The 25,894-nt window shown below is 40.8% G+C and carries 25 protein-coding genes; 9 read left to right on the top strand and 16 right to left on the bottom strand.

Annotated features, from left to right (window positions below; translation table 11 throughout):
• Positions 1–37: 37 nt before the first annotated feature.
• The 6 genes from AC5JQI_RS11340 to purM all read right to left on the bottom strand — a co-directional run bounded on the left by AC5JQI_RS11340 (position 38) and on the right by purM (position 6,618).
• Positions 38–202, bottom strand: a complete 165-nt coding sequence (locus tag AC5JQI_RS11340; protein ID WP_237385133.1) for a YfgG family protein — start codon at positions 200–202, stop codon at positions 38–40.
• Between the two features lie 12 nt (positions 203–214).
• Positions 215–1,747, bottom strand: a complete 1,533-nt coding sequence (gene ppx / locus AC5JQI_RS11335; protein WP_493912236.1) for an exopolyphosphatase — start codon at positions 1,745–1,747, stop codon at positions 215–217.
• Positions 1,748–1,750: 3 nt separating this feature from the next.
• A complete protein-coding gene (ppk1, locus tag AC5JQI_RS11330) occupies positions 1,751–3,820 on the bottom strand; it encodes a polyphosphate kinase 1 (protein ID WP_493912235.1) in 2,070 nt (689 codons plus the stop codon).
• 49 nt (positions 3,821–3,869) lie between these two features.
• Positions 3,870–4,412 carry a spermidine N1-acetyltransferase gene (speG, locus tag AC5JQI_RS11325; protein ID WP_323855067.1) on the bottom strand — a complete coding sequence of 181 codons (543 nt, stop codon included), beginning with the start codon at positions 4,410–4,412 and terminating at the stop codon, positions 3,870–3,872.
• Positions 4,413–4,838: 426 nt separating this feature from the next.
• Positions 4,839–5,477: a phosphoribosylglycinamide formyltransferase gene (gene purN / locus AC5JQI_RS11320; protein ID WP_493912234.1), complete on the bottom strand. Its 639-nt coding sequence runs from the start codon at positions 5,475–5,477 to the stop codon at positions 4,839–4,841.
• 97 nt (positions 5,478–5,574) lie between these two features.
• Positions 5,575–6,618: a phosphoribosylformylglycinamidine cyclo-ligase gene (gene purM / locus AC5JQI_RS11315; RefSeq protein ID WP_493912233.1), complete on the bottom strand. Its 1,044-nt coding sequence runs from the start codon at positions 6,616–6,618 to the stop codon at positions 5,575–5,577.
• Positions 6,619–6,844: 226 nt separating this feature from the next.
• Between purM and upp the strand changes: the two genes are divergently transcribed.
• Together upp and uraA are read left to right on the top strand one after the other, a co-directional pair.
• Positions 6,845–7,471 (top strand): uracil phosphoribosyltransferase, encoded by a 627-nt coding sequence (upp, locus tag AC5JQI_RS11310; protein ID WP_493912232.1) that lies wholly within the window; start codon positions 6,845–6,847, stop codon positions 7,469–7,471.
• A gap of 129 nt (positions 7,472–7,600) precedes the next feature.
• Entirely contained in the window at positions 7,601–8,914 is a 1,314-nt protein-coding gene (gene uraA, locus AC5JQI_RS11305) for a uracil permease (protein ID WP_493912231.1), read from the top strand.
• 181 nt (positions 8,915–9,095) lie between these two features.
• Here uraA and AC5JQI_RS11300 read toward each other — a convergent pair whose 3' ends face one another.
• Positions 9,096–9,950, bottom strand: a complete 855-nt coding sequence (locus AC5JQI_RS11300) for a hypothetical protein (protein WP_493912230.1) — start codon at positions 9,948–9,950, stop codon at positions 9,096–9,098.
• A 221-nt stretch (positions 9,951–10,171) separates the two neighbouring features.
• A complete protein-coding gene (locus AC5JQI_RS11295; RefSeq protein WP_493912229.1) occupies positions 10,172–10,648 on the bottom strand; it encodes a hypothetical protein in 477 nt (158 codons plus the stop codon).
• 665 nt (positions 10,649–11,313) lie between these two features.
• Between AC5JQI_RS11295 and hda the strand changes: the two genes are divergently transcribed.
• Positions 11,314–12,021, top strand: a complete 708-nt coding sequence (gene hda / locus AC5JQI_RS11290; protein ID WP_237385124.1) for a DnaA inactivator Hda — start codon at positions 11,314–11,316, stop codon at positions 12,019–12,021.
• Positions 12,022–12,131: 110 nt separating this feature from the next.
• Here hda and arsC read toward each other — a convergent pair whose 3' ends face one another.
• The gene (gene arsC / locus AC5JQI_RS11285; RefSeq protein WP_493912228.1) at positions 12,132–12,488 is read right to left on the bottom strand and encodes an arsenate reductase (glutaredoxin); all 357 of its coding nucleotides are present in this window, start codon (positions 12,486–12,488) and stop codon (positions 12,132–12,134) included.
• Between the two features lie 10 nt (positions 12,489–12,498).
• Positions 12,499–13,965 carry a beta-barrel assembly-enhancing protease gene (gene bepA, locus AC5JQI_RS11280; RefSeq protein WP_493912227.1) on the bottom strand — a complete coding sequence of 489 codons (1,467 nt, stop codon included), beginning with the start codon at positions 13,963–13,965 and terminating at the stop codon, positions 12,499–12,501.
• A 162-nt stretch (positions 13,966–14,127) separates the two neighbouring features.
• Here bepA and AC5JQI_RS11275 point away from each other — a divergent pair, with 162 nt between their 5' ends.
• Positions 14,128–15,195 (top strand): AI-2E family transporter, encoded by a 1,068-nt coding sequence (locus tag AC5JQI_RS11275; RefSeq protein ID WP_493912226.1) that lies wholly within the window; start codon positions 14,128–14,130, stop codon positions 15,193–15,195.
• A gap of 166 nt (positions 15,196–15,361) precedes the next feature.
• Here AC5JQI_RS11275 and bcp read toward each other — a convergent pair whose 3' ends face one another.
• Both bcp and AC5JQI_RS11265 read right to left on the bottom strand, forming a co-directional pair.
• Positions 15,362–15,835: a thioredoxin-dependent thiol peroxidase gene (bcp, locus tag AC5JQI_RS11270; protein ID WP_237385121.1), complete on the bottom strand. Its 474-nt coding sequence runs from the start codon at positions 15,833–15,835 to the stop codon at positions 15,362–15,364.
• A 160-nt stretch (positions 15,836–15,995) separates the two neighbouring features.
• Entirely contained in the window at positions 15,996–16,547 is a 552-nt protein-coding gene (locus AC5JQI_RS11265; protein ID WP_237385120.1) for a glycine cleavage system transcriptional repressor, read from the bottom strand.
• Positions 16,548–16,793: 246 nt separating this feature from the next.
• On the opposite strand from AC5JQI_RS11265, the gene dapA reads away from it, so the two are divergent.
• The 5 genes from dapA to AC5JQI_RS11240 all read left to right on the top strand — a co-directional run bounded on the left by dapA (position 16,794) and on the right by AC5JQI_RS11240 (position 23,222).
• Positions 16,794–17,693 carry a 4-hydroxy-tetrahydrodipicolinate synthase gene (gene dapA / locus AC5JQI_RS11260; protein ID WP_237385119.1) on the top strand — a complete coding sequence of 300 codons (900 nt, stop codon included), beginning with the start codon at positions 16,794–16,796 and terminating at the stop codon, positions 17,691–17,693.
• 16 nt (positions 17,694–17,709) lie between these two features.
• Entirely contained in the window at positions 17,710–18,756 is a 1,047-nt protein-coding gene (bamC, locus tag AC5JQI_RS11255) for an outer membrane protein assembly factor BamC (RefSeq protein ID WP_493912225.1), read from the top strand.
• A gap of 94 nt (positions 18,757–18,850) precedes the next feature.
• Positions 18,851–19,564 (top strand): phosphoribosylaminoimidazolesuccinocarboxamide synthase, encoded by a 714-nt coding sequence (gene purC, locus AC5JQI_RS11250; protein ID WP_493912224.1) that lies wholly within the window; start codon positions 18,851–18,853, stop codon positions 19,562–19,564.
• A gap of 1,043 nt (positions 19,565–20,607) precedes the next feature.
• On the top strand, positions 20,608–21,060 hold the full coding sequence (locus AC5JQI_RS11245; protein ID WP_237385116.1) for a DUF441 domain-containing protein: 453 nt from the start codon (positions 20,608–20,610) through the stop codon (positions 21,058–21,060).
• Positions 21,057–23,222, top strand: coding sequence for a tRNA(Met) cytidine acetyltransferase TmcA (locus AC5JQI_RS11240; RefSeq protein ID WP_493912223.1), 2,166 nt, complete (start codon positions 21,057–21,059; stop codon positions 23,220–23,222). The genes AC5JQI_RS11245 and AC5JQI_RS11240 overlap by 4 nt, the downstream gene beginning before the upstream one ends.
• Here the strand turns inward: AC5JQI_RS11240 and AC5JQI_RS11235 are convergent.
• From AC5JQI_RS11235 to AC5JQI_RS11220, 4 genes are all read right to left on the bottom strand, one after another.
• Positions 23,167–23,364 carry a YpfN family protein gene (locus AC5JQI_RS11235; RefSeq protein ID WP_237385114.1) on the bottom strand — a complete coding sequence of 66 codons (198 nt, stop codon included), beginning with the start codon at positions 23,362–23,364 and terminating at the stop codon, positions 23,167–23,169. The genes AC5JQI_RS11240 and AC5JQI_RS11235 overlap by 56 nt on opposite strands.
• 180 nt (positions 23,365–23,544) lie before the next feature.
• The gene (locus AC5JQI_RS11230) at positions 23,545–24,213 is read right to left on the bottom strand and encodes a M15 family metallopeptidase (protein ID WP_237385113.1); all 669 of its coding nucleotides are present in this window, start codon (positions 24,211–24,213) and stop codon (positions 23,545–23,547) included.
• On the bottom strand, positions 24,210–25,337 hold the full coding sequence (gene dapE, locus AC5JQI_RS11225; RefSeq protein ID WP_493912222.1) for a succinyl-diaminopimelate desuccinylase: 1,128 nt from the start codon (positions 25,335–25,337) through the stop codon (positions 24,210–24,212). The genes AC5JQI_RS11230 and dapE overlap by 4 nt, the downstream gene beginning before the upstream one ends.
• Positions 25,338–25,347: 10 nt before the next feature.
• Positions 25,348–25,761: an ArsC family reductase gene (locus AC5JQI_RS11220; protein ID WP_493912221.1), complete on the bottom strand. Its 414-nt coding sequence runs from the start codon at positions 25,759–25,761 to the stop codon at positions 25,348–25,350.
• Between the last annotated feature and the right edge of the window lie 133 nt (positions 25,762–25,894).

The raw sequence follows: 25,894 nt of genomic DNA, 5'->3' as shown, positions 1-25,894 counted from the left end.
TAATCTGGTATATTGCTCTTGAAAGCCCCTGTAACAACTATTCTGTTTTCGGGCTACTGAGTAATTCCACCGATTGCTGTTGGGTTTGCTGGTGATGCTCTAAAGCTGCCATGAATGAATAGATAAGACGCCCAAATAAAATCAGAAAGCTGATAAGCAAGATCAATTTTGTAATTTGAACAGATTTCTTTTTCTTCTTCATAACGTGAGATCGTTAAGTCGATTCCTCTTTAATGTGTAAGTTCCAGCCAGTTACGTCACTCCAGTAATCCTGTTCTTTCTCCAGATCAAGTTGCACCAGAGCATTTTGCGTTAAGTAATTTTTGGGCAGGTAGAGTGTCCAATGACTATGATCAGTTCCTAACCTTAGTGTATCTGGCGTTGTGGTAGATTGGCGTTGGTTATTCAATAATGTTGCCAGCCGTAATATCTTAAGTATAGGAAGATACTGCTTTTTCTTGAACAGATAGAAACGGGGATGCTCATGCACTTTCACTGCCTTGCGGTGATAGCGTACCAGTGTTGCCAGCAATGATTGTTGTTCTTGGTTAAATCCCGGCAGATCAGTATGTTGCAGTATATAAGCGGAATGGCGTTGTAACCCGCTGAGATTAATGCTTAAACCGACTTCGTGTAGCATGGCTGCCCACAATAGAATAGATTCCAGTTGTGGTTGCACCCGTTTGGGGTTTTGTCCTGCCCATTGCCCATAAAGATTTTTGGCGGTACTCCAAACTCGGTCGGCTTGTTCACGATCGATATTATAGTGTTCAGCAAGACTTTTGGCGGTTCTTTGGCGAATATCCTGATGACGGAATCGATCTTCCATCTCGTAAAGTACACCTTCCCTTAAAGCACCTTGAGACAGGTGTAATTCCTCAATATGCAGGGCATCGAAAATACCACACAAGATTGAAAGGCCGGGAACAAAAGTCTGCTTGCGGTCATCAGAAATTCCCGGCAGATCCAGCGCCTTGAAATTTTTATATTTCAGGACTCGTTTCACCAGCATATTGAGTCGTTCTGGCGTGATCAGGCCATCTTTCTCGCCCAATTCCACTAATAGCTCATGGATAGCTTTAATTGTTCCCGATGCGCCTAAAGCAAAATCCCAGCCTTTCGTGCGAAATTGCCAGACAAGATTTTCTAGCTTTTGGGCTGCCTGAAGGCGTGCTTTACGGAAATTATGTTCATTGATCACATTATCAGGAAAGAATTGGCGGGCAAAACTGACACAACCCATGCGGCGACTCTCGATTAAGAGTGGTTCGAAATCTTCACCGATAACCAGTTCCGTAGAGCCACCACCAATATCAATCACTAATTTCCGGCCTTTTTCCGGTTGGGTATGTTCAACACCCATAAAAATCAGGCGGGCTTCTTCATGGCCTGAGATGATTTCAATCGGGTAGGGGATAACTTCTTTTGCACGTTTTAAAAATTCTTGCGCATTGGTGGCTTCACGTAAGCTATGGGTTCCGACCAGACAAACATTATCAGCAGAAAACCCCTGTAATCGTTCCGCAAATAGGGAAAGACAAGCCAAGCCACGGTTTATGGCTTTTTCGCTTAATTCGTTTTTACTGTTTAAACCATCCGCAAGGAAAACCCGTTTTTTTAAACGTCCAATAACCTGTAGTGCACCGTTAACGATACGGGCGATTACCATATGAAAACTATTAGAACCCAGATCAATAGTGGCAATTTCTTGAGGTTTGGGCATAGGGGTGTCGTGTTTCAACGGCATAAATCAGGCTCTTGGTTCCGGTTGTTCACGATTTTTCAGATAATCATAAATCGCAATTTGAGCGCGGATTTTACGCTTATTTCCCCGTGGAACATAGCGATTGCTTAATTCTTTATCGATATAGCGTGCTTTGACGGTATCATTGAACTGCAATTCAAGGATGTCCATAACTTGTTGTTTTAACATAGGATCAAGCAGGCAAACCGCAACTTCAATACGGTAATCGATATTACGGGTCATCCAGTCAGCCGATGAAAGGAAGATGTTTTCATCGCCTTTATTGGTGAAAACGTAAACTCGATCGTGTTCCAGAAACCGATCCACAATGCTGGTGACGTGGATGTTTTCACTAAAACCTGATTGATTCGGAATCAGAGAGCACATGCCCCGCACCAGAATACGAACTTTGACGCCAGCTTCTGAGGCGTCATAAAGTCGATCTACCAACTCTTTGTCAACAAGGTTGTTGATTTTTAAAGTAATACCGGCCACTTCTCCTGCCTGTGCATTTTCGATTTCCTGAGTAATCAATCGATTGAGCATGGCCCGTGAATTTTGGGGTGATACCATTAAATTTTCAAATGTGACCGGGCGATAAGGATTTTCAATAAAGTTAAATACCCGGCGCACTTCATTGGTGATTTCGGGCTTTGCGGTCAACAGAGAATAATCGGTATATAAACGCGCAGTTTTTTCATTGAAATTTCCCGTGCCGATATGGGCGTAACGGATAATTTTGTCCCCTTCAAGACGGGAAATAATGAATAGCTTAGCGTGAATTTTCAGGCCGGGAGCAGAAAAAATAACATGCACGCCCGCTTGGGTTAATCGCTTTGCCCAATGGATATTGGCTTCTTCATCAAAACGTGCCTGTAATTCCACCACAACAGTGACTTTCTTACCGTTATGCGCTGCATGGATCATGGAGTCAATAATGCGTGAATCTTTTGCAACGCGATAAATATTAATCTTGATAGAGATTACACTAGGGTCGAAAGAGGTCTGACGTAGCAATTCCAGCACATGTTCGAAAGTGTGGTAAGGGTAATAAAGCAGGACATCCTTCTCCCGTATGGCATCAAAACCGTTACGGAAATGATCAAACCAAGTATGGCGCAATCGTGGCATGGGTTTGTTCAGGAGATTCCGGTTTCCTTCATTGGGGAATTTAATGAAGTCTTTAAAATTATGATAGCGGCCACCTGCAATTACCGAGTCATCATTGGACAGTCCCAGTTTACTGCGCAGAAGCTCTACCATTTCGTCAGGCATATCACGCTGATAGACAAACCGCACCGGCTCTGCCGTCAGTCTTTGTTTCAGTGTGGAAGACATCAGTTCCATCAGACTGGACTCCATTTCTGTTGCCAGATCGTATTCGGCATCACGGGTCATTTTCATGGAGTAAACGTTTAAAGCATCGTAATCGAAGAATCCTTTGAAAATTTCATCCAGTGTATAACGCAGAATATTATCAAGTAATATCATTGATTTGCGTCTGCGGGGCATTTCTGGTGGCAGGTTGACGAAACGAGGGACTTTATCCGATGGGATCTCCAGTAAAGCATATTGTGTTTCTTGCCCACGGATAATTTCAACAGCCAAATAGGTATAATCGTCCTTCAAAAACTCAACCAGGTTGGTTTCTGAATTAATGACAATTGGCGTAATATGCGGTCGCAAATGTTGGCGAAAATATTGCCGTAACCAGATTTGTTGATTCGGGGATATTTGCCGTTCATTAATCAGAAAAATTTGATTACGGGCCATTTCCAGCAGCAGATCGTTATAGAGATCATCAAATTCCTGATCAGTTTTGGCGACTTTGGACTGAATTTTTCTCAATAGCTGGCGGGCGCTGGTCGCTGAACCCTGTTCTTCACTGATAAGAATGCGCCGTTTTACATCGACAAAGCGAACCTTGTAAAACTCATCAAGGTTATTGGAGTAGATCCCTAAAAACCTCATTCTTTCAATCAGCGGGTTACTTTTATCAGCCGCTTCCTGAAGTACACGTTCGTTGAAAGAGAGCCAGCTGAGTTCTTTTTCGGTATAGAGACGATCGTGGGACATTACTACTCCGTTTGGTTTTCCATTCAATTTGATGGGCCAGCACGCTGGTCTAGAATTCACGGGTCTTATTGGCAAAATAATGGTGTTGGAAAGTACACATCCGAATGGCCGTATGATAGGAGCCGTGCACAAAAAATTCATCGATTAATTCACCTTCGGTATAGAACCCCAATTTACTGTATATGTGGATTGCTTTTAAATTTTCTTTATCAACAATCAGATACAGTTTGTAGAGATTCAGGACAGCAAAGGCATATTCCATCGCAAGTTTAACGGCTACTGTAGCATAGCCTTGTCCTTGATAGGCCGGAGCTATGATAATTTGAAACTCTGCCCGGCGATGGACATAATCAATTTCGACTATCTCTACTAACCCAACTTTTGAATTTACGCTTTCGATGATAAAGCGACGTTCACTTTGATCATGGATATGCTTGTCATAGAGATCGCATAATTCAACAAAAGCCTCATAAGGCTCTTCAAACCAATAACGCATGACACTGGCATTATTATCAATTTGGTGAACAAAAGGGAGGTCTTCCCGTTCAAGAGGACGTAAGTTAACAGATGGACTTTCTGAACCATTGGACATTGGGTACCTCAGCTTCAATATTTTTAAGTGATGGTATCAATATATACCCTTGGTCTTGCAACGACTGTTTTGTTGGCTACGTTTACTCATTCCAGCCAGCCTGGTCTAGTTAGCTATGCTTCTGGGGATGTGTTCCCAAAACATAAGAACTGCATCTCGAAATCCATAGGGTATAAATAATTATTGCTAGATTTATATTTTTAGATAGCTAATCAGATTATTTGATCGCAGAAAATAAAGTAATCCGAGATGACAACTTACAGCAAGGTATAATCCTAATACAATGTTACCTTAACACAATATATTAATTAAATTTCTTATCAAGATACGTTAACACAGGAGGTTAATCCGGTTTTTATGCCTGACAGATTTCAAGTTGCAGCCAGTAAAACCGCAACTTGAAAGAGGAAAGGAGTTAGCTCTGGATTATTCTGATGCGTAACCTTGTGGCGGCAGAACATATCCATCCATTACGACTGTATTTCCTTTCATCGTCAAACGCTCATCCAGAAACCAGCGAATAACCAAAGGATAGAAATTATGTTCTTGGATTTGGACTCGCTCGACAATATCTTCCTCTTTGTCATCCTCAAAAATAGGCACTTTGGCTTGTAAAATAATAGGGCCACCATCTAACTCTTCAGTAACAAAATGAATGGAAGTACCATGTTCCCTATCACCATTTTCGATGGCTTTTTGATGGGTGTGCAGTCCGGGATACTTTGGTAACAGGGATGGATGGATATTAAGCAAGCGACCATGATAGTGCTGTACGAAATCAAGGGATAGAATTCTCATATAACCCGCCAGAACCACTAAATCTGGTTGATATTGATCAATAGCCTTGAGTAAGGCGAGATCATGGCTTGTACGATCTATGTATGCTTTAGGATTGAGAAAGTTGGTGGGAATATTTGCCTGTTCAGCACGTTGCAGCCCATAAGCATCCGCATTATTACTGAAAACTGCTGCAATATGCCCATTAATCCGGTTTTGCTGACAAGCATCAATGATAGATTGCAGATTGCTACCATTGCCAGATATTAGAACGACAATTTTTTTCATGGATTATCTTCGTTGAAGGAATTCATTTACCGACATACCCTTCATGTTTCAAGTTGCAGTTGGTAAAACTGCAACTTGAATTTATCGGGCATAAAACTTATTCGTTGATAACGACAGGTTGCTCATCAGCGTTGAGTTCGGCAATTGTACCAATCTGCCATGCATTTTCTCCCGCTGCTTTCAAATATGAAATGGCCGATTCCGCTTGTGATTGAGGCAGAGCGATTATCATACCTACCCCACAGTTAAATGTGCGATACATTTCGTGGGTGCTAACATTGCCAGCTTGTTGCAACCATGTAAAGACTGCTGGCCACTCCCAGCTCGCAGAATTGATCCTTGCCTGCGTATTTTCTGGCAAAACGCGAGGAATATTTTCCCAGAAACCACCACCTGTGAGATGTACAATGGCATGCACTTCAACTTTTTCAATTAATTCCAGAATGGATTTGACATAAATTTGAGTAGGAACAAGCAGATGATCAGCGAGAGATTTTCCTTCAAGTTCGGTCGTTTCAGGGGTTGTCTGGTTTACTTCGAGAATTTTGCGGATCAGGGAATAACCATTGGAGTGTGGCCCACTGGATGCCAGAGCAATCAGTGCATCACCAGATTGAACCTGACTGCCATCAATAATTTCTGATTTTTCAACGACACCGACACAAAAGCCAGCAACGTCATAATCTTCACCATGATACATACCCGGCATTTCCGCCGTTTCACCTCCGACCAGCGCACAACCTGCTTGTTTGCAGCCTTCCGCTATTCCCGTGATGACACTGGCGGCAGTATCAACATCCAGTTTGCCCGTGGCATAGTAATCAAGGAAGAAAAGTGGTTCAGCTCCTTGGACAATCAGGTCATTGACACACATGGCAACCAAATCAATCCCGATGGTGTCATGGCGTTTCAGATCCATGGCCAGACGCAGCTTAGTGCCAACACCATCTGTACCGGAAACCAACACAGGTTCACGATATTTTTGAGGCAGGGCACATAACGCGCCGAAACCACCCAATCCCCCCATCACTTCAGGGCGGCGGGTCTGCTTTACGACACTTTTGATACGATTGACTAAGGTATTACCAGCATCAATATCGACACCAGCATCTTTATAGCTAAGAGAGGTTTTGTTGGTCACTGCATAGCTCCCAGGCGGTTGCACTTTAATGAATAAAACAGAACGGAAATAATTCTAACAGCCTAAGCAAACGTTTGCGATAGCTTTATATGGGTTTTCTGTAAGATAAAAATTGCAGAAAAATATTTATGATTGATAAAAATTAATAGATTGGTAGTGGCTAGATACTAAAAAGGAGGTATAATCCCGCGATTTTTTGTCTGCCGGCTTATATTAGGAGAAACTCATGAAGATCGTTGAGGTTAGACATCCACTGGTTAAACATAAACTTGGTCTGATGCGAGATCATGATATAAGCACCAAACGCTTTCGTGAACTGGCCTCAGAAGTGGGAAGTCTTCTGACATATGAAGCAACTGCTGATTTAGAAATTGAAAAAGTGACCATTGAAGGATGGTGTGGTCCGGTGGAAATAGACCAGATTAAAGGGAAGAAAATTACGGTAGTACCTATCCTGCGTGCCGGATTGGGCATGATGGACGGTGTACTGGAAAATATTCCAAGTGCGCGGATTAGTGTCGTTGGTGTATATCGTGATGAAGAGACACTGGAACCTGTACCTTACTTCCAAAAATTGGTTTCTGATATTAGTGAACGTATGGCATTGATTGTCGATCCAATGTTGGCGACAGGTGGTTCCATGATTGCCACCATTGATCTTCTGAAGAAAGCAGAGTGTCCTATGATTAAGGTGTTGGTTTTGGTTGCGGCTCCAGAAGGTATCGCTGCACTGGAAAAAGCACATCCAGATGTCGAATTGTATACTGCTTCGATTGATGAACGACTTAATGAGCATGGATATATTGTCCCTGGTTTGGGAGATGCAGGCGACAAACTATTTGGCACTAAATAATATTCTGAGCCGACTGAAAAGTCGGCTTTTTTTTGTTTCCAGTAAAATGATATATACCCAATAAATTTCAGATAGCAGCCAACAAAGATGAAGTCTGAAATATAAAAGGGAATTAAGAGGATTTTAATAATGACCCGCCGGACCATTGGAGTAGATGAAAGGCCATCTTTGGTGCAGACTATTCCATTAAGTTTACAACATCTATTCGCCATGTTTGGTGCAACTGTTTTGGTTCCCATTTTATTTAACGTTAATCCCGCCACGGTTTTATTATTCAATGGTATTGGAACCTTATTGTATCTGGTGATTTGCAAAGGGAAAATTCCCGCTTATTTGGGTTCTAGTTTTGCATTTATTTCTCCGGTGTTGTTGTTATTGCCTTTGGGATATGAATTAGCATTGGGTGGATTTATTGTCTGCGGTTTTCTGTTTTGTCTGGTTGCCCTGATTATCAAAGTCGCAGGAAGGGGATGGATTAACGTGATATTCCCACCTGCGGCGATGGGTGCCATTGTTGCAGTAATTGGTCTTGAGTTGGCTGGCGTTGCTGCCGATATGGCAGGTTTACGCCCCGCAGCAAATACAGCTGTTAATATGACCAATCTGACGATCTCCATGGTGACATTAGCTGTGACGATTTTGGGTTCGGTGGTATTCCGTGGTTTTATGGCGATTATCCCGATTCTGATTGGTGTGCTGGTCGGTTATGCATTGTCATTTTTTATGGGCATTGTTGATTTTACACCAGTACAAGAAGCCCCGTGGTTTACTCTGCCAACTTTCTATACACCACGTTTTGAATGGTTTGCCATCATGACTATCTTACCTGCGGCGCTGGTGGTGATTGCGGAACATGTGGGTCACTTGGTGGTTACCGCCAATATTGTGCAGAAGGATTTGCTGAAAAATCCCGGTCTACATCGTTCAATGTTTGCAAATGGCTTCTCAACAATGTTTTCGGGATTCTTTGGTTCAACACCTAACACAACTTACGGTGAGAATATCGGTGTTATGGCTCTTACCCGTGTGTATAGCACATGGGTAATTGGAGGCGCAGCGATCATTGCGATATTGCTTTCTTGTGTCGGAAAATTGGCAGCAGCGATTCAGTTAATTCCAGTCCCAGTCATGGGAGGCGTTTCTCTGTTACTGTATGGTGTAATCGGTGCATCAGGCATTCGAGTTTTGATTGATTCAAAAGTAGATTACAGCAAAGCTCAAAACTTGATCCTGACTTCTGTTATTTTGATTATTGGTGTCAGTGGTGCGAAAATCCAGATTGGTGCAGCGGAATTGAAGGGTATGGCGCTGGCAACTGTCGTAGGTATCGGTCTGAGTTTGATTTTCAAGTTAATTCACATTATTCGTCCGGATGAATCTTATGTCACTTCGTCCATAGAATCGTTCAGTATTGATAAAAAAGCGAATGAAAGTGTAAAATAATTTACATTATCTTCTTTATGAGAAAGAATTCATTGCAGAACTCTTTCTCATATTTTTTATATAATAATAAGTTAATTAATATTTCCCCCTGAGGCTACTTAGGTTTATTTTCTAAATTTATACGTGCTTTTTCTATTGGTTTTTCGGTAATTACATCAGATATGTTAATGGAATTGGAAAGCTACTTTTTTTCATTGTAATAGTCAGAGAGTTCCATATAATTCATATTATTCATCTCAGATATATTGTAATCAATCGCTTGGTTTTCATGTGTTATCTGAAGAAGGTTACCTGTACTATCAATAAATGCTACTTGATAAATTTGTATTATTGAATCAGACTTAAGAAGTATGGGGATAGCATTATTTATTTGTTCTCTTAAAGGAGAGAAAAAATTTTTGTATATATTTTTCTTGCTATTTACATAACCTTGACTGTCTCTTGAAATCACACAGTGATTATTATCATCCCAAATTCTCATTTTTTTATTCCATTCTTCAGGATATTGTGAGCCTTTGCAGACAATATCAGCCCAAGGATCACATATCCAAGAATCTGGTTGAAGTTTTCGTAATTCACGAATAGGATAAGGCATCTGATTTAGAGGATGATATAGAACAATAAAACCATGATCATAGGGTTCAGGAGGCCCACATAGGGCAATATAAATTGGATGTTTATCTATTTTTCTGTAAAAATGAAAAATTTCAAGTGAATGAAATTTTATTAATTCATGGAAAGCATGATAACTAAGCTCTTGACAATTTCCGGCAAGATTTTTTTTGAATTTATTAACGGTGTAATAGGAGTGACAATAGCTGATTCCTTTATTACCAAGTCTATAACGCATATCTTCAATACTATCATCAATTATATCATAATCATGTTTTAATTTTATCATATTAGGGTTCTGTTTGTTACTTCTTCCAATCATATCAATATCTTTTGTGTGGAAAGGAAAATGGGTTGATGAACCGGCTAAGAATGCATTTTTTGCTCGTTTGATTACATGTTTAAGAATATCTTCAATTGTCATAGTGTACTCCAGAATTATAACGGTAGTCATAGTAATAGATAATATATATTCTTTATATTTCAAGTTTAAGTTTTATTTTTAAATTAAATGTTTTTAATTGGTCTTTTATTCTATTACAGGTTATATTAATTTTAACTAACCCTCTACGTATGCGTGCTTTTTCTATTAATTTTTCGAGGGTTATATCTGAAAGATTATTATGTACAGCAGGATAATAATATTTATTGTTTTTTTATATCGTCAATATTTATTTTTGTTATATTATGAAAACCTGTAGCAATCAGATCTTCTTTGCTAATCTCACCGATGTTATAAGTAACTAGCTCATTATCTGATATTGTTTCAATGTTTCCTTTGTGATTGATAAAAACAGCTGATGATATATTAAATCTTACGTCTGGGTTAATTATGTTATATATTTTATCTCTCAAGGGGGAAAAAATTTTATTGTATCTATCTATTGTAATTTCGCTATAATTTCTAATCTCATCAGATACTACGAAAATATTATTATCATACCATTCCCTCATTCTGGTTTTCCATACATGAGGATAATCATTAGTACGTATTTTGCCAAGTGTTATTGATTTTTTATTCATATGATTCCAGAGTTGAGGCGTTATGTTCGGTTCATCTCCATTTATTCTGTCAAGATCTTTTGTTGCGCTATGCATAAAAGCATATTGTGTCTTTTTCATTACTTCTTCTAGTATGTTTTGCATTGTTATCATCATGGTCTCCAATTAACTAGTTGAAAATACAGAAGATATAGTGATTATGTTATTTTCTCTACCACATATCATCATGGTTTTTCCAGACTAATAACTATCCGAAATAAAAAACGCTTATTAGCTTATCCTGCTGATAAAAATATGTTTTTAAATTCTTATATAAAATATATTCAAGTAACATATTTTACTTCTAATTAAATAATATTCTAATTTAACATTAATTTCTTAATTTGATATTTTATATGAAGACTTTTTCGGAGTTAATTTCATTAAATATATTAATTTTTTTTATTTTTATGAGTCAATAAGGATTTTTATTTCTGGAATTAAAATGTGATATTCGGGTTTTTTGTGATTTTTAATTCTGTAATTGAAGCTATCCTATCGTTTGGTAAAATACTGTGACTTGAGTTCATTTTTTAGTAAAAAATAGATCCCAGACAGAGAATAAGATACGCATAAAGAATGACTAATTTAAAAGTAAATTTGTTTTATTTGAATGGTCGTAATTTATCCACTTGATGGGAGGATGGGCATCGGCAATAACCTCTCATTTTAAGTAAAGCATTCGTTTCATTTATAGAGACTTTTTGTGGTAGACTTAGCTCTGTTCGTTATCCATTCTGTTTGAGGTGCTTCTGAATACACCGTCGCAGCTTTCGTTACCATTATATTTGCCCGATGATGAAACTTTTGCCAGTTTCTTTGCAGGTGAGAATATTTCCTTATTAGCTGCAATAAAATTGGCCATTAGTCAGTCACATGGCAGTTATATCTATTTTTGGTCCCGTGATGGCGGGGGCAAGAGTCATTTGCTTCACGCAGCCTGTACTGAATTGTCCCAGCAGGAAGAAGCTGTGGGATATGTACCGCTGGATAAACGTGCCTATTTTGTTCCCGAAGTCCTTGATGGTATGGAACATTTATCATTGGTATGCATTGATAATATTGAATGTATTGCTGGTGATCAGGAATGGGAGATGGCTATTTTCAATCTGTATAACCGCATCGTCGAAATTGGGCAAACTTGTCTGTTGATTACTGGTGATCGCCCTCCACGGCAGATTAACCTAACGTTACCAGATCTGGCATCCCGTCTGGATTGGGGACAGATTTATAAATTACAGCCTTTGTCTGATGATGAAAAAATGCAGGCATTGCAGTTGCGGGCAAAATTACGGGGTTTTGAATTACCTGAAGATGTCGGGCGTTTTGTGTTGAAACGGCTTGATAGGGAAATGCAAACGCTGTTTAAAACGTTGGATGAGCTTGATCGTGCATCTATCGTAGCGCAACGCAAACTGACTATCCCGTTTGTGAAAGATATCCTTGAGCTTTGACTTAAATAAGTTAAACATAAAAACGGAGTCGGATAAAAAAGTGATAGAGGATATACCCTATCACTTTTTTGTTTAGTTTTTATAGAAAAATGAATTTTTATCAAAAAAGATCAACCCAAAATTTCTTTAACTTGCTCTGGCGGGCGGCCTAAACGCGCTTTATCACCTGCAACAACAATCGGACGTTCTATTAGTTTTGGATTCTCAGCCATTGCCTTGAGTAACTCTTCTTGAGATAGCGTTTTATCGCCAAGGTTTAATTCCTTGTAGAGATCTTCTTTGGTTCTCATCAATTGCCGGACATCTTTGAAACCGAGTTGTTTCAAAAGTAAAGCAAGCTGTTCTACTGTTGGTGGAGTATCAAGATAGTGAATGATTTCAGGTACAATGCCGAGATCTTCAACTAGTTTGAGTGTCTCACGGCTCTTTGAGCAGCGGGGATTGTGGTAAAAAATAACTTGTTGCATGTAAAAAACCTCATTTCTTATATTGGCTATAACTTTCTTGTAGTTGGCGTAATTGATCAATACGGGCATCATACCGTTCTTGATCATAACTCCCCAATTTTGCTAACGCGCTTGCCTTACCGAGGTATTCAATGGCCATGTCAAATTTACCTTGCAATGCCATGGTTTCAGCATAGGCAGCCAATTTTTCAGCCTGTTTACCTTGTTTTTTGGCAATGTCAATCAATAATGACCAACCATTGAAATCATTGGGATTATTGAACGTATAACGAAACAGGAGTTGTGATGCCTGCGGGTACTGTTTGGCCTGAAGGTAAGCATTTGCAAGATTGATTTGCAGCACCGGATTATTTTTTTGTTTCTTGAGGGCATCCTGCAAGCGATTAATCGCGCTAGTATATTGCTTTTTTTCGAGATCGATATCTGTCATGGTATCAATAAACCAAGTATTATTCGGCTGTTTATTCAATAATGGTGATAATACAGTTCCGGCCTCATTAAATTTTTTATCTTGGGAAAGCAAAATAGCTCGTCCATAGGCAGCAGCAATCTGTTCTTTGGCAGTGCCTTGGCTATATTTATTGAATAATTGCTCAATATAGGGGCGCTGTTCTGTTGAATACATTGTCAGAATGCGGACGCGGGCGAACAGAAAATCCTGGGACTCAGGGACAGCCTTGGTTGGATATTGATTTGCACGGTTACGGGCGTCAGCTAAACGGCTGTCAGGTAATGGGTGAGTATATAGTATCTCAGGTAGCTTTGAGCTGTAGCGGGATTGATCTGCCAGAATTTGCATAAAGTCAGGCATACCATTCGGATTAAATCCTGCCTGGCTGAGGGTTCGCATTCCAATACGGTCGGCTTCTTGCTCATTTGATTGAGTAAAACTGATCATACCTTGCTGGAAACCTGCAAGTGTGCCGCTGAGTGCCGCTATCCCTGCCTGTGGATTGGCCATCATAAGCAGGATAGAGCCAAGAGTTCCGGCCCAGGCAAAGGGACTTTTGCGCTGCTGCTCTTCCATTAAACGCGCTAAATGCCGTTGCGTCACATGAGAAATTTCATGGGCCATGACAGACGCTAGTTCACTCTCATTGCGGCTATAGCGGAGTAGTGCTGAGTGGAGTACTACATTACCGCCGAAAAAAGCGTAAGCGTTAATATTAGGATTGTTGATCAGATAGAAGTGGAAAGGGGTTTTTACTGAATCGGCGTGGCTGACTAATTTTTGGCCCAGTTTGTTAATATATTGAGTCAATAAAGGATCATAAATCAGTGGTGCCTGAGCACGTATCGAACGTATATACAAATCACCCATTACCATTTCTTGGTTGATACTGAGGATTGCCCCAGCCGTGGTACCGATATCGGGCAGTGAATCTTCAGTTGGTGCGGAGAAAACCGAAGTATTTCCCAATAGTGACAGGCTGATGAATACGGCTATCAGAGTTTTTTGCAGCGTGTTTTTTTTCATAAGGCGATTCTCATAAAATGATCCTCGTAAAACAAAGCGCTCTAATTAGCTATGAATTTCATGAATACGTGTATGATAGCAAAGGGTAACGTAAAAACCGTTAACCTTAACAATTTTTGATAAAAAATAGTCATTGAATGCAGTTTTCAAGGAGTTGTGTTTATGCTGGGTATGATCATGCAATGGTATTATCGCCGTTTTACTGATCCACAAGTTATTGCATTATCAATTATTTTATTGGTTGGATTTGGGATAATCTATTTTTTCAATGGAATTCTGGCACCAGTTCTTGCTGCTATTGTTCTGGCCTATTTGCTGGAATGGCCAACTGTTAAATTAGCGAAATTAGGTTGTAGTCGTGCGCTTTCTGTTTCTATTGTATTAACAATATTTATGGGAATTAGTGCATTGGTCATCCTGATTGTTGCTCCAACTGTTTGGCAACAGGGATTAAACTTATTTTCTGATTTGCCTAATATGCTCAATCGATTTAATGATTATGCTCATACTTTGCCAGCCCGTTATCCCGAGCTGGTTGATGCGGGAATTATCGACATGATAGCTGATAATCTGCGCAGCAAAATTTCTCTCGCGGGTGAATCTGTTTTTAAGTTTTCAGTCGCATCTTTGATTGGTTTATTGACGCTTGCGATTTATCTGATCCTTGTACCTTTAATGGTATTTTTCTTGTTAAAAGATAAAAAACAAATGGTAGCGGCATTACAGCGGGTATTGCCACGTAACTACGGTTTGGCAGGAAAATTATGGAACGAAATGAATCAGCAGATTACGAATTATATTCGTGGCAAAGTAACAGAAATGATTATTCTAACTATCTGTACATATGCAGTATTTGCCTTTTTTGGACTGAATTATTCTCTTCTGCTTGCAGTTTTGGTCGGTTTATCAGTGTTAATTCCTTATATTGGTACGGTTATCGTCACTATTCCCGTCATTATCGTCGCGTTGTTTCAGTGGGGGCTTGGAACTGATTTCTGGACATTGTTCATTGCATATTTGGTTGTGCAAGGATTAGATGGCAATCTCCTTGTGCCAATTCTATTTTCAGAAGCAGTCAACCTTCATCCGCTTGTTATCATTCTTTCTGTCATTATTTTTGGTGGATTATGGGGGTTTTGGGGAGTCTTCTTTGCTATTCCTCTGGCTACGTTAATCAAAGCTGTTATTCATGTCTGGCCGGAAGAAAAAGTCGAAGGGGAAAAATTATAATAGTCGATGACAATATTGCAGCTGGGTATTGAGAACGCATGTTGTTGCTTCATGCCATTACAGCGATAATATTAGCTTTTCTAGAACGTCTCAGGCGGAATTGAATTTCACTCCCTCAGTGACATTGGACTGCGGGAGTGAATTATGTCATTTGATTATTACTGGTTTACGATGAGTGTTGTTTCAGGTAGTCGAGTACAACTTGGTGATGGGCATTGGTTTTGAATTTATCAAAAGTGTGTTCAATATCGCCTTGTGGATTAATCAAGAAACTGATGCGGTGAATTCCGTCATAAGTTTTCCCCATAAACTGTTTCTTTCCCCAAACGCCAAATTGTTCTGCAACTTTATGTTCAACGTCAGAAAGTAATGTGAAATTCAGCCGCTCTTTTTCTGCAAAGCGGGATAGCCTTTCAGATGCATCTATACTTATGCCCAGCACTTCAACATTGAGACTCTTCAGTTCATTCATCGTATCACGCAAACCGCACGCCTGAACGGTACAGCCTGGTGTCATTGCTTTAGGGTAAAAATAAACTAAAACCCGCTGACCTTTGAAATCAGATAAATTGATGGTTTTTCCATCTTGATCAGGAAGGCTGAATTGAGGTGCCTTATCACCGGCTTTCAATGGACTCATCACGCATTCTCCGTTTGATCGTTTTGATTTGAATGATTTTGTACGCTAATACTACTATAAATAGCCATATGGATGAAATATTATAAAGACAGTCACCAGCTTTATGAAGTTACTTCATTCTGAGAGCTATTCAAATTAGGGACTGTTTTTAAATTCATTTCTATGATTCTAAATGGTTTTGTACGTTAATACTGCCCTGCGCATTTAATTCTGAACATAGCTGGTGAAAGGTTTCTTTAAATATTGTACCGTTATCATCCAATGGATGATGGCCCGTAATTTGAATTTGCAGGCGGGCTGGTTTTTTTCTTTCGGCGGGATGAGTTTTTGATACCAGCTCAGCAATATTAAGATTCTGAGTTGTGAATAGGCTGGTAAAACGTTCAACAATTCTCGGAGAATCATCAACATCAACTTTGACAGTAATAGTTGAAGGAAATTTTTTCTGAACACCACATCGGGTCCGTTTCATCACAATGAGTAACTCAAGTTCTGCGCCTTTCTGTGGCAAAATAGATTCGATCAGGGTAATCGCATTCCAGCTGCCGGATAGCAACATGATAAAGGTAAATTCTTCGCCAAACATTGCTAAACGGCTATCTTCAATATTACAGCCGCATGTACTGACAAGGCGAGTAATGGTATTGACGATGCCGGGCCGATCTGTACCGAGAGCAGTGATCACTAAAAAGTGTTGTTCTGATGTTGGCAAAGCGATTTTCCTTTAATTGTGTTAGGTGCTTGCTGTGTATGTGTTCTGTTTAAACATAAAAAATGATCAAGAGAAGGTCAATCGTATTTGTCTTGAGAACACAATTATAATTTTTGTTTAATCGGCTACACTTGGTATTAACAAAATTCATCGAAATCGCGTGTCTAAAGAGTTTTCTTCTGTATAACAAGAAAGTACCATGAACCTCTCATGTGTGGTTTAAGGTTTAATTAAGAGGAAATGGCAATGGTGAGCGAACATTCTGGTTTTACAGGCAGTATAGTTGCATTGATAACTCCAATGGATTCCGCCGGTCAGATTGATAAGGCCAGTTTGAAAAAATTGGTTGATTATCATATCGCCAATGGTACATCTGCGATTGTGTCTGTTGGAACAACAGGCGAATGTGCAACACTTAGCCACGATGAACATGTTGATGTCGTACTGGCAACACTGGAAATGGCCGATGGGCGCATTCCTGTGATTGCTGGTACAGGGGCGAATGCCACGGCTGAAGCTATTTCTCTGACTAACCGTTTCGAAAATACGGGCGTTGTGGGTTGCCTGACAGTGACACCTTATTATAATAGACCCTCACAGGAAGGATTATATCTACACTATAAGGCGATAGCTGAAAATACTGACTTACCACAAATTCTGTATAATGTGCCATCTCGAACTGGATGTGATTTACTGCCGCCGACAGTCGCTCGCCTGGCGAAATTGAGAAATATTATTGCAATTAAGGAAGCGACGGGGAACTTAAGCCGTGTTAGTCAGATCCAAGAATTGGTTAATGATGAAAATTTCATTTTGCTAAGTGGTGATGATCCAACTTTTGTCGATTTCATGCAGCTTGGCGGCAAAGGGGTTATTTCTGTGACGGCGAATGTTGCAGCAGCGGAAATGGCACAGATGTGTGAATTGGCTGGGCAGGGCGAATTTTTGAAGGCTCGTAGCTTGAACAGCCGATTAATGGAATTGCATCATAAATTATTTGTTGAACCTAGCCCGACGCCAGTCAAGTGGGCTTGTCGTCAACTGGGATTGATTGCCGATGACACACTGCGTCTGCCAATGATTCCGCTGACGCAAGAAGGGCAAATTCCAGTTGGCAATGCCTTGAAAGTGACTGGACTACTGTAAAATTTAGGGAATTTTAATGGCAACATTATTGCAAAAATCGAAGGTCATGAAGATTGCTGGCCTGTCATTGGTGGTTTTTTTGGCAGCTTGCTCCAGCGATCAGCGCTATAAACGTCAGGTAAGCGGAGATGAATCCTATCTTGAAACACCTCCCCTGAAAATATTGAGCATCCCTGAGGGAATGACTTTACCATTACAAAACGGTGAATATGATATTCCATCAGCGACTTCAACAGGCGCAGTGGGTAAAGAATTGGATATTCGTCCACCCTTGCAGGCTCTTGCGTTATTGACCGGCTCCCGTGTTGAGAATAGCGCACAAAGTAGTAAATTGTTGCTTGAAAATACCTCGGAATACAGCAAATTGTGGTCACAGGTAAATGATCTTTTGGCGAAGAAAAATTATCAGATAAGTCAAAAAGATGATGCAGCCAGAACATTGACGACTGATTGGATCACATGGCAACGTTCGGATGAAAATATTCCTTATCAGGGGCGTTATCACATCTCGGTTGCTGAACAGGATTACCAAACAACGCTGTCTGTTTCGAATGATGGATTGAAACAGGGTGGAAAAAATATCACAGATCCGGCAGAAATCCAGCGTTACAATGCCTTGATGCTTAACGAATTGGCTGGTGGTTTGAGGCAGCAGCAAGAAGAAGCAGGTCAGAGCAATGCAAAAGATTCTGGTGCGTTAACTGTACAAAGCGGTAGCGATAACACAGGACTGCCACAAATTATCGTTCGTGCGCCATACAACGTAGTTTGGAACAGATTGCCATATGCGTTGGAAAGCGTAGGAATGCAAGTTACGGATCGTACTCGCTCAACAGGAGCGATAGCCGTGACTTACAAAGGGCGCAGCTCTTCAGATTGGAAAGCTTTGGGTGTAGAAGAACCCTCTATCAGTGAAGGTAGTTACAAATTACAGGTAGGTGATTTGGATAACCGAAGCAGCCTGCAATTTATCAGCGAGAAAGGTAAACCGCTGACTCAGTCTGAAAATGATCAAATGGTGGCTATGCTGGAGGCCGCATTCAGCAAATCCACAGACAAGTAATATATAAAGGGGCCTCAGGCCCCTTTATATATTGAGTTAAATTTTTTGTTTGATTTTTTACGTTTAAAGATGTCACACATTTCTGGAGTATAAAATGCAGAAAAAAGCTGAGTTGTATCGTGGAAAGGCAAAAACGGTGTACGCCACTGATAACCCTGACCTGCTTGTACTGGAATTCCGTAATGATACATCAGCATTGGATGGTGAACGCATTGAACAGTTTGATCGCAAGGGGATGGTGAATAATAAATTCAACCATTTCATCATGAGCAAACTGGAAGAAGCGGGCATCCCGACGCAAATGGAACAGCTATTGTCAGATAATGAATCTTTGGTTAAAAAACTCGATATGGTGCCAGTGGAATGCGTTATTCGTAACCGTGCTGCGGGTTCACTCGTGAAGCGATTGGGCGTTGAAGAGGGCATGGTGCTTAATCCACCCTTGTTTGATCTGTTCCTGAAAGATGATGCTAAACATGATCCAATGGTCAATGAATCTTATTGTGAAACCTTCGGCTGGGTTAGCAAAGCGCATCTGTCTGAGATGAAACGCCTCAGCTACAAAGCCAATGACGTATTGAGTAAATTGTTTGATGATGCGGGTTTGATTTTGGTGGATTTCAAATTGGAATTTGGCCTGTTCAAAGGTCAGGTTGTATTGGGAGATGAATTCTCACCGGATGGTAGTCGCTTATGGGATAAGCAGACAATGGACAAAATGGACAAAGATCGTTTCCGCCAGAGCCTTGGTGGTTTGATTGAAGCGTATGAAGAAGTTGCACGCCGTATTGGTGTTATTTTGGATTAATGACGCAAACGATTACTTAAAATTTATTGTGTAAAATAAAAGGATGCCCTGAGTTAAAGAGGGCATCTTGCGGTTATTTACTGGTCTGGTGAAGATTAGAGAAGGTATTTAATTTTTTGTTTCCAGCCTTTTTGTTTCATACAATGATTATAATATTGGTTTCTGGAACTCTGATTAACATCCATAACGTAGCTTTCAGTGACAGGAACGCTCTGATTGTAATAACCATCTTTTCCGCATTCGACACCATTCACACAAGATTGTCGTACTGTTTTGAGTACTGATCTTTGTGCAACCTCATTTTTTACAGGAAATAGACTTAATGAGGCGTCGTTACATATTTGGGTTGCTTCATTAAAAGGAATCGGGTTACCTGTTGCGGGTACCCATTGGGTAGTGCAGGCTGTTAATGAAACACAGATCATGATGGAGAATATTAGTTTTCTCATATTGATTATACGAACGCATCCTGTTTGCAAGGCATTTTCTTACAACCTTTCCGCATTCACCTTGGTCATTGTATTGATATTTATCAGTAAAGCGCGATTAATTCGATTTTTTACTGATGTTATAAGTAAATTATTCCTGCCGTGATACTTCTATGATTAAGAGTTAAGATTATATCATGCTCAGGTTTTGTAATTATTTATCATTGTTACTATTTAAAGCAAGGATATTAAAAAACACGAATTGCTACATGATTAATCCATTTGATTGGATTTTCATCAATTTAACTCAATCGAGGTATGTGATTTTATCGTTCAGGTTGCTGATTTTTTGTTGAGTTGTAGCTTGAAATGATTGGGCATGGCGTATCGGTCATTGGAAATCTGTTGAATATGATTTTTATTACCGGATGTTTTATCTGTGAATATAGTCATTAATAATCATTCTTCCAATGAATGTAAATATTTTTGATTAACTGCATAAATTTTAAGTTATGATTCTTCACCATGTCAGAATCTATGTTGTCTGCTGTACTGGTGCAGTGAAGACATCAAATTTTGTCTTGTAAGACTTGTTTTGTAGGAAATTAAAAATCCATGAGCCATATTGATCCGACGTTACTTATTTTACTCGTACTAGCAGGGCTTGGTATTATCAGTCATAACATGACCGTCACTCTCGCTATGCTATTTTTGCTGGTGGTTCGCATCACACCATTAAATCAGTTTTTCCCCTGGGTGGAAAAGTATGGCTTGACGATAGGCATCCTGGTTTTGACCGTAGGAGTCATGGCACCTATTGCAAGTGGAAAAATCTCTGCACAAGAAATTTTTAGTTCCTTCCTGAATTGGAAATCCCTGCTCGCTATTGCTGTTGGCGTAATTGTGTCATGGCTGGGAAGCCGTGGCGTAGCTTTAATGTCCAATCAACCGTCCACAGTGGCGGGACTATTGGTCGGCACAATATTGGGTGTGGCTCTATTTAGGGGAGTTCCCGTTGGCCCACTGATTGCTGCCGGTATTTTATCAATGTTGATTGGTAAGTCATGATTGTGTTGGAAAATGTGCTGGATAGTGAATGGGCAGGGTTGCAAGCACAGATGCAACAACAGGGTCATCGCCGTTTAGTTGTGTTGAGTGGTGATCCTCAATGGAGTGAATCGATTGTTACTCATCTGAAAAAACAGTTTCATGGGGATTGGCTAACGGTTTCATCTTATACCCCTGAGGCTATTGAACCGACAAAAGCTGTCAGTTTGCTGGGGCGTGAATTTTTGCATGGTATTTTTGATGCGACTCATGGTCTTAATGCTGAGGCGTTGGCAATATTGGCTGGTACCCTGAAAGCAGGGAGTTGGTTGGTTATGCGTATACCCACTTGGTCACAGTGGACTGAACAACCGGACGAAGATAGCTCGCGCTGGAATGAGTCAGGCGGGATTATTCCGACACCTTATTTTATTCGCCATATTCAGCAGCAGATCCTCGCATTTCCTAATGTCTTATTATGGCGACAGGAAATTCCTTTCAGAGCGCAGCCTTTGCCTCAGGCTCAGTTGTGGCAGATGCCTGACGGGAATCCAACAGTTAGTCAGCAAGCTATTTTGGATGAACTGTCACAGGTTTCGCGAGGTGTTTGGGTGATCACTGCTCCGAGAGGGCGTGGAAAATCCGCATTGGCGGGAATGTTGGTGCGGCATTGGCATGGTCAATGCTGGTTATGTGCGCCTGCAAAAATTACCACAGAGGTGATCCTACGTTACTCTGTTCTTTCAGAACAAGGATCTCCAGAGCAAGAAACGCCATTTTGGTCGGTAGATAATTTACTGAAATATTGCCGATTGAAAAAAAATGGTAAGGAAAATAAAAATAACGTTGACTGGTTACTGATTGATGAAGCTGCGGCGATCCCAACACCACTGCTATCTGAATTGATACAATATTTTCCACGGGTACTGCTGACTTCAACAGTTCAGGGCTATGAAGGTACGGGGCGTGGCTTTTTGTTGAAACTTTGTGCTGAATTACCTGAATGCCAAATTCGGGAATTGAAGACACCAATGCGTTGGGCTGAAAACGATCCACTGGAAACTTGGCTGGATAGCGCCCTATTATTCGATGATAAAAAGCTCTTTGATAATAAGTTGCGGTTTGATGAACAATCAGAATATTTCAATTTTGAAAAAGCACTGAATTTTTATCCCATTAAACAACCCATGTGGTCAGAACAACCTGCATTATTGCGCCAATTTTATGGATTATTAACCAGTGCACATTACCGTACATCCCCCCTCGATTTGCGTCGATTGCTGGATGGTAACGGAATGACATTTCTTGCTGCCATGTCTTGTTTCCCTGAGGATAAGCAACAATTGATAGGGGCGCTGTGGATGGTAGATGAAGGTGGTTTATCTCCATCATTGGCACATGAAATATGGGCAGGGCGCCGCCGTCCAAGGGGAAATCTGGTGGCTCAATCCTTGGCGGCACATGGTGGTTTTCCACTTGCCGCCACACTGAAATCACAGCGAGTTAGCCGAATCGCAGTGCAAGCACAGTATCGTCGCCGTGGGATCGCCCAACATTTGATAACCCAACAATGTCAGGAAGCCAATAAGCATCGGTTGGATTTTCTTTCTGTCAGTTTTGGCTATACCGATGAACTTTTAGCCCTTTGGCAAAAATGTGGTTTTCAGTTGGTGAGAATGGGAACACATCGGGAAGCAAGCAGTGGTTGTTATTCCGCGATGGCTATCTTGCCGTTGAGTGAGCAAGGGCATCGGCTTGCTCAATCTGCACAGCAACAATTATCCCGCGATGCTCAGAAATTGGGGATGTTGCTTGGGTTTTCCCTACCCATTAAGTATGATGATGACGAACGACTCAATGCGTGTGATTGGCAGGAGTTATCTGGGTTTGCGTTTGCTCACCGCCCCTTGTCTGCCTCTTATTTTGCACTACAGAGGCTATTGCTGATGAGCAAGCTGGCATTGCCTGCTTTGCGAAAACATCTTCAGCAGCGGATAGATATTGAACAGTGCGCGCGTGATTTATCGTTGAGTGGACATAAGGCGTTATTGAAACATTGGCGAGACGAAGTTGCCCACGCATTGGCAAGCATAGATAAAATACTTGCCAATCAGTGGAAAAATTGGGTTATTTCTTACGATCCTGTTGAGGCCAATCGTCCTCATCATCCCATTGAGCATTAAGATCCCGATGTGGAGGTAATTCTGGTTTATTATCTAAAAAATGTTTTTGATCGACACGACTTAATGCCTTTACCGCATTAATGACAATACCGATCAGAACCAACAGAACAATCCACCAATAATCTTTTATCAACCAATGCATGGTATTTTCCTCGGAATGTTAAGAGTCTCCTCCATAAGGCTCTTAGTGTTTATACCCGTCGTCTTTCAAGTTACAGCTTTGTTGGCTGCGCTCACTCACCCCAGTCACAGAGTTAGCTATGCTCCTGGGGTTGCCGTCGCGCTACATCTTGAAATCCATTGGGTATAGCTGACCATTACCCTAATCTACAACTCTGATGTATCTTTCAAATATATAGGATAGATTGATTTTTAACCAATCAATGCCGGCAATATCACGATCTTGCCAAGCACTTAGTAACACTTGTTCATTGAATAAATTTTCGGCTTTATGAGATGTAGGCCAATAACTGATATGCCACGGTTCATAAGCTACACCAGCATCGTGTCGGGTAAATGGACGATAGAAATCATAATTAGGCATGTTTTCTGTTAGCCAATCGGTCAATGGCTCAAAATACCCTCCATTTTCATATTCCCACGGTTCCAGCAGCAGTTTTTTACCCTGCGGTAGCAAAAATGGATCATATATATCCAGTTCGGTGCCCCAATGATGGCGGCTTGCTCCTGGCAGGGCAGACCAGCGGAGAATGGCTTCACACACTTTACTTTCACTCATTTTTGAAATATCAAGCGGTTGGCTATTATCATCCAGGACTGGACGCTGACCGCGAAATTTCTCATTCCAGATAGTTTGCTGGCGTGTGAAATCACGAAACGAGCTGGCGGGTTGTAACTTAAAACCTGCTTTGGTGGCATCTTTCTGCATGGCAAGAAATGCTTTGGTGGCATTGAACTGCAAACGATGGCTACCTGCAAGTGTTACCAGATGCTCTGTGGACAGGCCAGTTAACATTTCAGGTGTCATCATTTTATTAATTGTTCCATGATGCGTTGATAAATAAGGCTTAATTTTTGTAAATCAGATACGTTGACGCACTCATTGACTTTATGGATTGTGGCATTAATTGGCCCTAATTCTACGATTTGGGCACCCATCTTGGCAATAAAACGCCCATCTGATGTACCGCCACTGGTTGATAGCTCTGGCTGATATCCACAAAAATGCTGGATGGACTCAACCGTCGCGTCAACAAGTACACCTTCACAGGTCAGGAAAGGTTCGCCTGATAGCCACCAATCAAGTTCATATTTCAGGTTATGCTTTTTCAGCATATCTTCAACCTGCTGCTTGATCTCGGTATCTGTCAATTCAGTGCTAAAACGGAAATTAAATTGAATCCATAATTTACCCGGAATCACATTATTGCTGCCGGTTCCCGCTTGAATATTGGCGATTTGCATACTCGTTGCAGGGAAGAATTCATTTCCGTTGTCCCATTTGGTATTGACCAACTCTTGTAGAAAAGGCAGGGAATGGTGGATAGGATTATCTGCCAGTTGAGGGTAGGCAACATGTCCTTGGGTTCCCAAAATAGTCAGACTGGCGGTTAACGAACCTCGGCGCCCATTTTTGATAATATCGCCAAGACGCTGTTGGCTGGAAGGTTCGCCCACCAAACAATAATCCAGACGCTCATGGCGTAACATCAAGGTTTCAATAACTTTGACCGTTCCGTTTACCGCTTTAGCCTCTTCATCTGACGTGATCAAAAAAGCAAGGCGGCCTTGATGATCCGGATTTTCCATTACAAAACGTTCAGCGGCTACAACCATTGCAGCCAAGGAGCCTTTCATGTCAGCTGCACCACGACCATACAGCATTCCGTCGCGGATAGCGGGTTCAAAAGGAGGTGTTTGCCACTGTGGAATATCACCAGCAGGAACCACATCGGTATGTCCAGCAAGGGCAAACGTTATTCCCGTTCCACGATAAGCCCAAAAATTCAGGGTATCCCCGAAAGGCATTCGTTCTATCGTGAAGCCGATATTTTGCAAACGTTGAATGATAAGCTCCTGACAGCCTTGATCATCGGGGCTAACGGAAGGACGATTGATTAACTGTTGAGCAAGATCAATTACTGGACAAATCATGATGGAGTCCTTATCTATTCATGCGAAAGAATTGTTGATATTGTTCGGCCTTGAAGCCGAGCAAATACTTTTCCATTGCTGATTCTGCTGCTCTTGTTTCCTCTGTGGTTGAGACTAAGAGAGGACGTTTTATTATTGCAGGTTTTTCCAACATGAGTACTTTAGCAGCCTCCGCATTATTGATGGCTGTTTTTTGTTCATCAGACAACTGACGCCAAGTTGTACCTCGGGTATTCAAAAGAGATTCCCAGCCTATTTGCTCAATAAATGATTGAAGTAATTCAGAAGGTAAACCATCAACACGATAGTCATGAAATTGATAAGGGATCTCTTGATCTTCTAACCAGTGACGTGCTTTTTTTATGGTATCGCAGTTTTTGATACCGTAAAGGATGAATGCTTGATGGGTAGTGGTATCTGACATGGTGAGATCCTTGATCTTGTTTTACATACTCAACATAATGCGTGAAATTTGGTAATTTATCCAGATAACACGTTTCTGTGCACGCGCTTTGCCCGTTTTTTCTTCTGACCCTTATGTTATGAAACCACAAGCT

The organism is Xenorhabdus sp. XBWT (genome assembly GCF_059072735.1).
This window is presented reverse-complemented; position numbering and strand designations above follow the sequence as displayed.

Excerpts from the sequence above, each read along its gene's own strand:
- AC5JQI_RS11340 (WP_237385133.1), bottom strand. The coding sequence starts at position 202 with ATGAAGAAGAAAAAGAAATCTGTTCAAATTACAAAATTGATCTTGCTT.
- ppx (WP_493912236.1), bottom strand. The coding sequence starts at position 1,747 with ATGCCGTTGAAACACGACACCCCTATGCCCAAACCTCAAGAAATTGCC.
- ppk1 (WP_493912235.1), bottom strand. The coding sequence starts at position 3,820 with ATGTCCCACGATCGTCTCTATACCGAAAAAGAACTCAGCTGGCTCTCT.
- speG (WP_323855067.1), bottom strand. The coding sequence starts at position 4,412 with ATGTCCAATGGTTCAGAAAGTCCATCTGTTAACTTACGTCCTCTTGAA.
- purN (WP_493912234.1), bottom strand. The coding sequence starts at position 5,477 with ATGAAAAAAATTGTCGTTCTAATATCTGGCAATGGTAGCAATCTGCAA.
- upp (WP_493912232.1), top strand. The coding sequence starts at position 6,845 with ATGAAGATCGTTGAGGTTAGACATCCACTGGTTAAACATAAACTTGGT.
- uraA (WP_493912231.1), top strand. The coding sequence starts at position 7,601 with ATGACCCGCCGGACCATTGGAGTAGATGAAAGGCCATCTTTGGTGCAG.
- AC5JQI_RS11300 (WP_493912230.1), bottom strand. The coding sequence starts at position 9,950 with ATGACAATTGAAGATATTCTTAAACATGTAATCAAACGAGCAAAAAAT.
- AC5JQI_RS11295 (WP_493912229.1), bottom strand. The coding sequence starts at position 10,648 with ATGAAAAAGACACAATATGCTTTTATGCATAGCGCAACAAAAGATCTT.
- arsC (WP_493912228.1), bottom strand. The coding sequence starts at position 12,488 with ATGCAACAAGTTATTTTTTACCACAATCCCCGCTGCTCAAAGAGCCGT.
- bepA (WP_493912227.1), bottom strand. The coding sequence starts at position 13,965 with ATGAAAAAAAACACGCTGCAAAAAACTCTGATAGCCGTATTCATCAGC.
- AC5JQI_RS11275 (WP_493912226.1), top strand. The coding sequence starts at position 14,128 with ATGCTGGGTATGATCATGCAATGGTATTATCGCCGTTTTACTGATCCA.
- bcp (WP_237385121.1), bottom strand. The coding sequence starts at position 15,835 with ATGAGTCCATTGAAAGCCGGTGATAAGGCACCTCAATTCAGCCTTCCT.
- dapA (WP_237385119.1), top strand. The coding sequence starts at position 16,794 with ATGGTGAGCGAACATTCTGGTTTTACAGGCAGTATAGTTGCATTGATA.
- bamC (WP_493912225.1), top strand. The coding sequence starts at position 17,710 with ATGGCAACATTATTGCAAAAATCGAAGGTCATGAAGATTGCTGGCCTG.
- purC (WP_493912224.1), top strand. The coding sequence starts at position 18,851 with ATGCAGAAAAAAGCTGAGTTGTATCGTGGAAAGGCAAAAACGGTGTAC.
- AC5JQI_RS11245 (WP_237385116.1), top strand. The coding sequence starts at position 20,608 with ATGAGCCATATTGATCCGACGTTACTTATTTTACTCGTACTAGCAGGG.
- AC5JQI_RS11240 (WP_493912223.1), top strand. The coding sequence starts at position 21,057 with ATGATTGTGTTGGAAAATGTGCTGGATAGTGAATGGGCAGGGTTGCAA.
- AC5JQI_RS11235 (WP_237385114.1), bottom strand. The coding sequence starts at position 23,364 with ATGCATTGGTTGATAAAAGATTATTGGTGGATTGTTCTGTTGGTTCTG.
- AC5JQI_RS11230 (WP_237385113.1), bottom strand. The coding sequence starts at position 24,213 with ATGATGACACCTGAAATGTTAACTGGCCTGTCCACAGAGCATCTGGTA.
- dapE (WP_493912222.1), bottom strand. The coding sequence starts at position 25,337 with ATGATTTGTCCAGTAATTGATCTTGCTCAACAGTTAATCAATCGTCCT.
- AC5JQI_RS11220 (WP_493912221.1), bottom strand. The coding sequence starts at position 25,761 with ATGTCAGATACCACTACCCATCAAGCATTCATCCTTTACGGTATCAAA.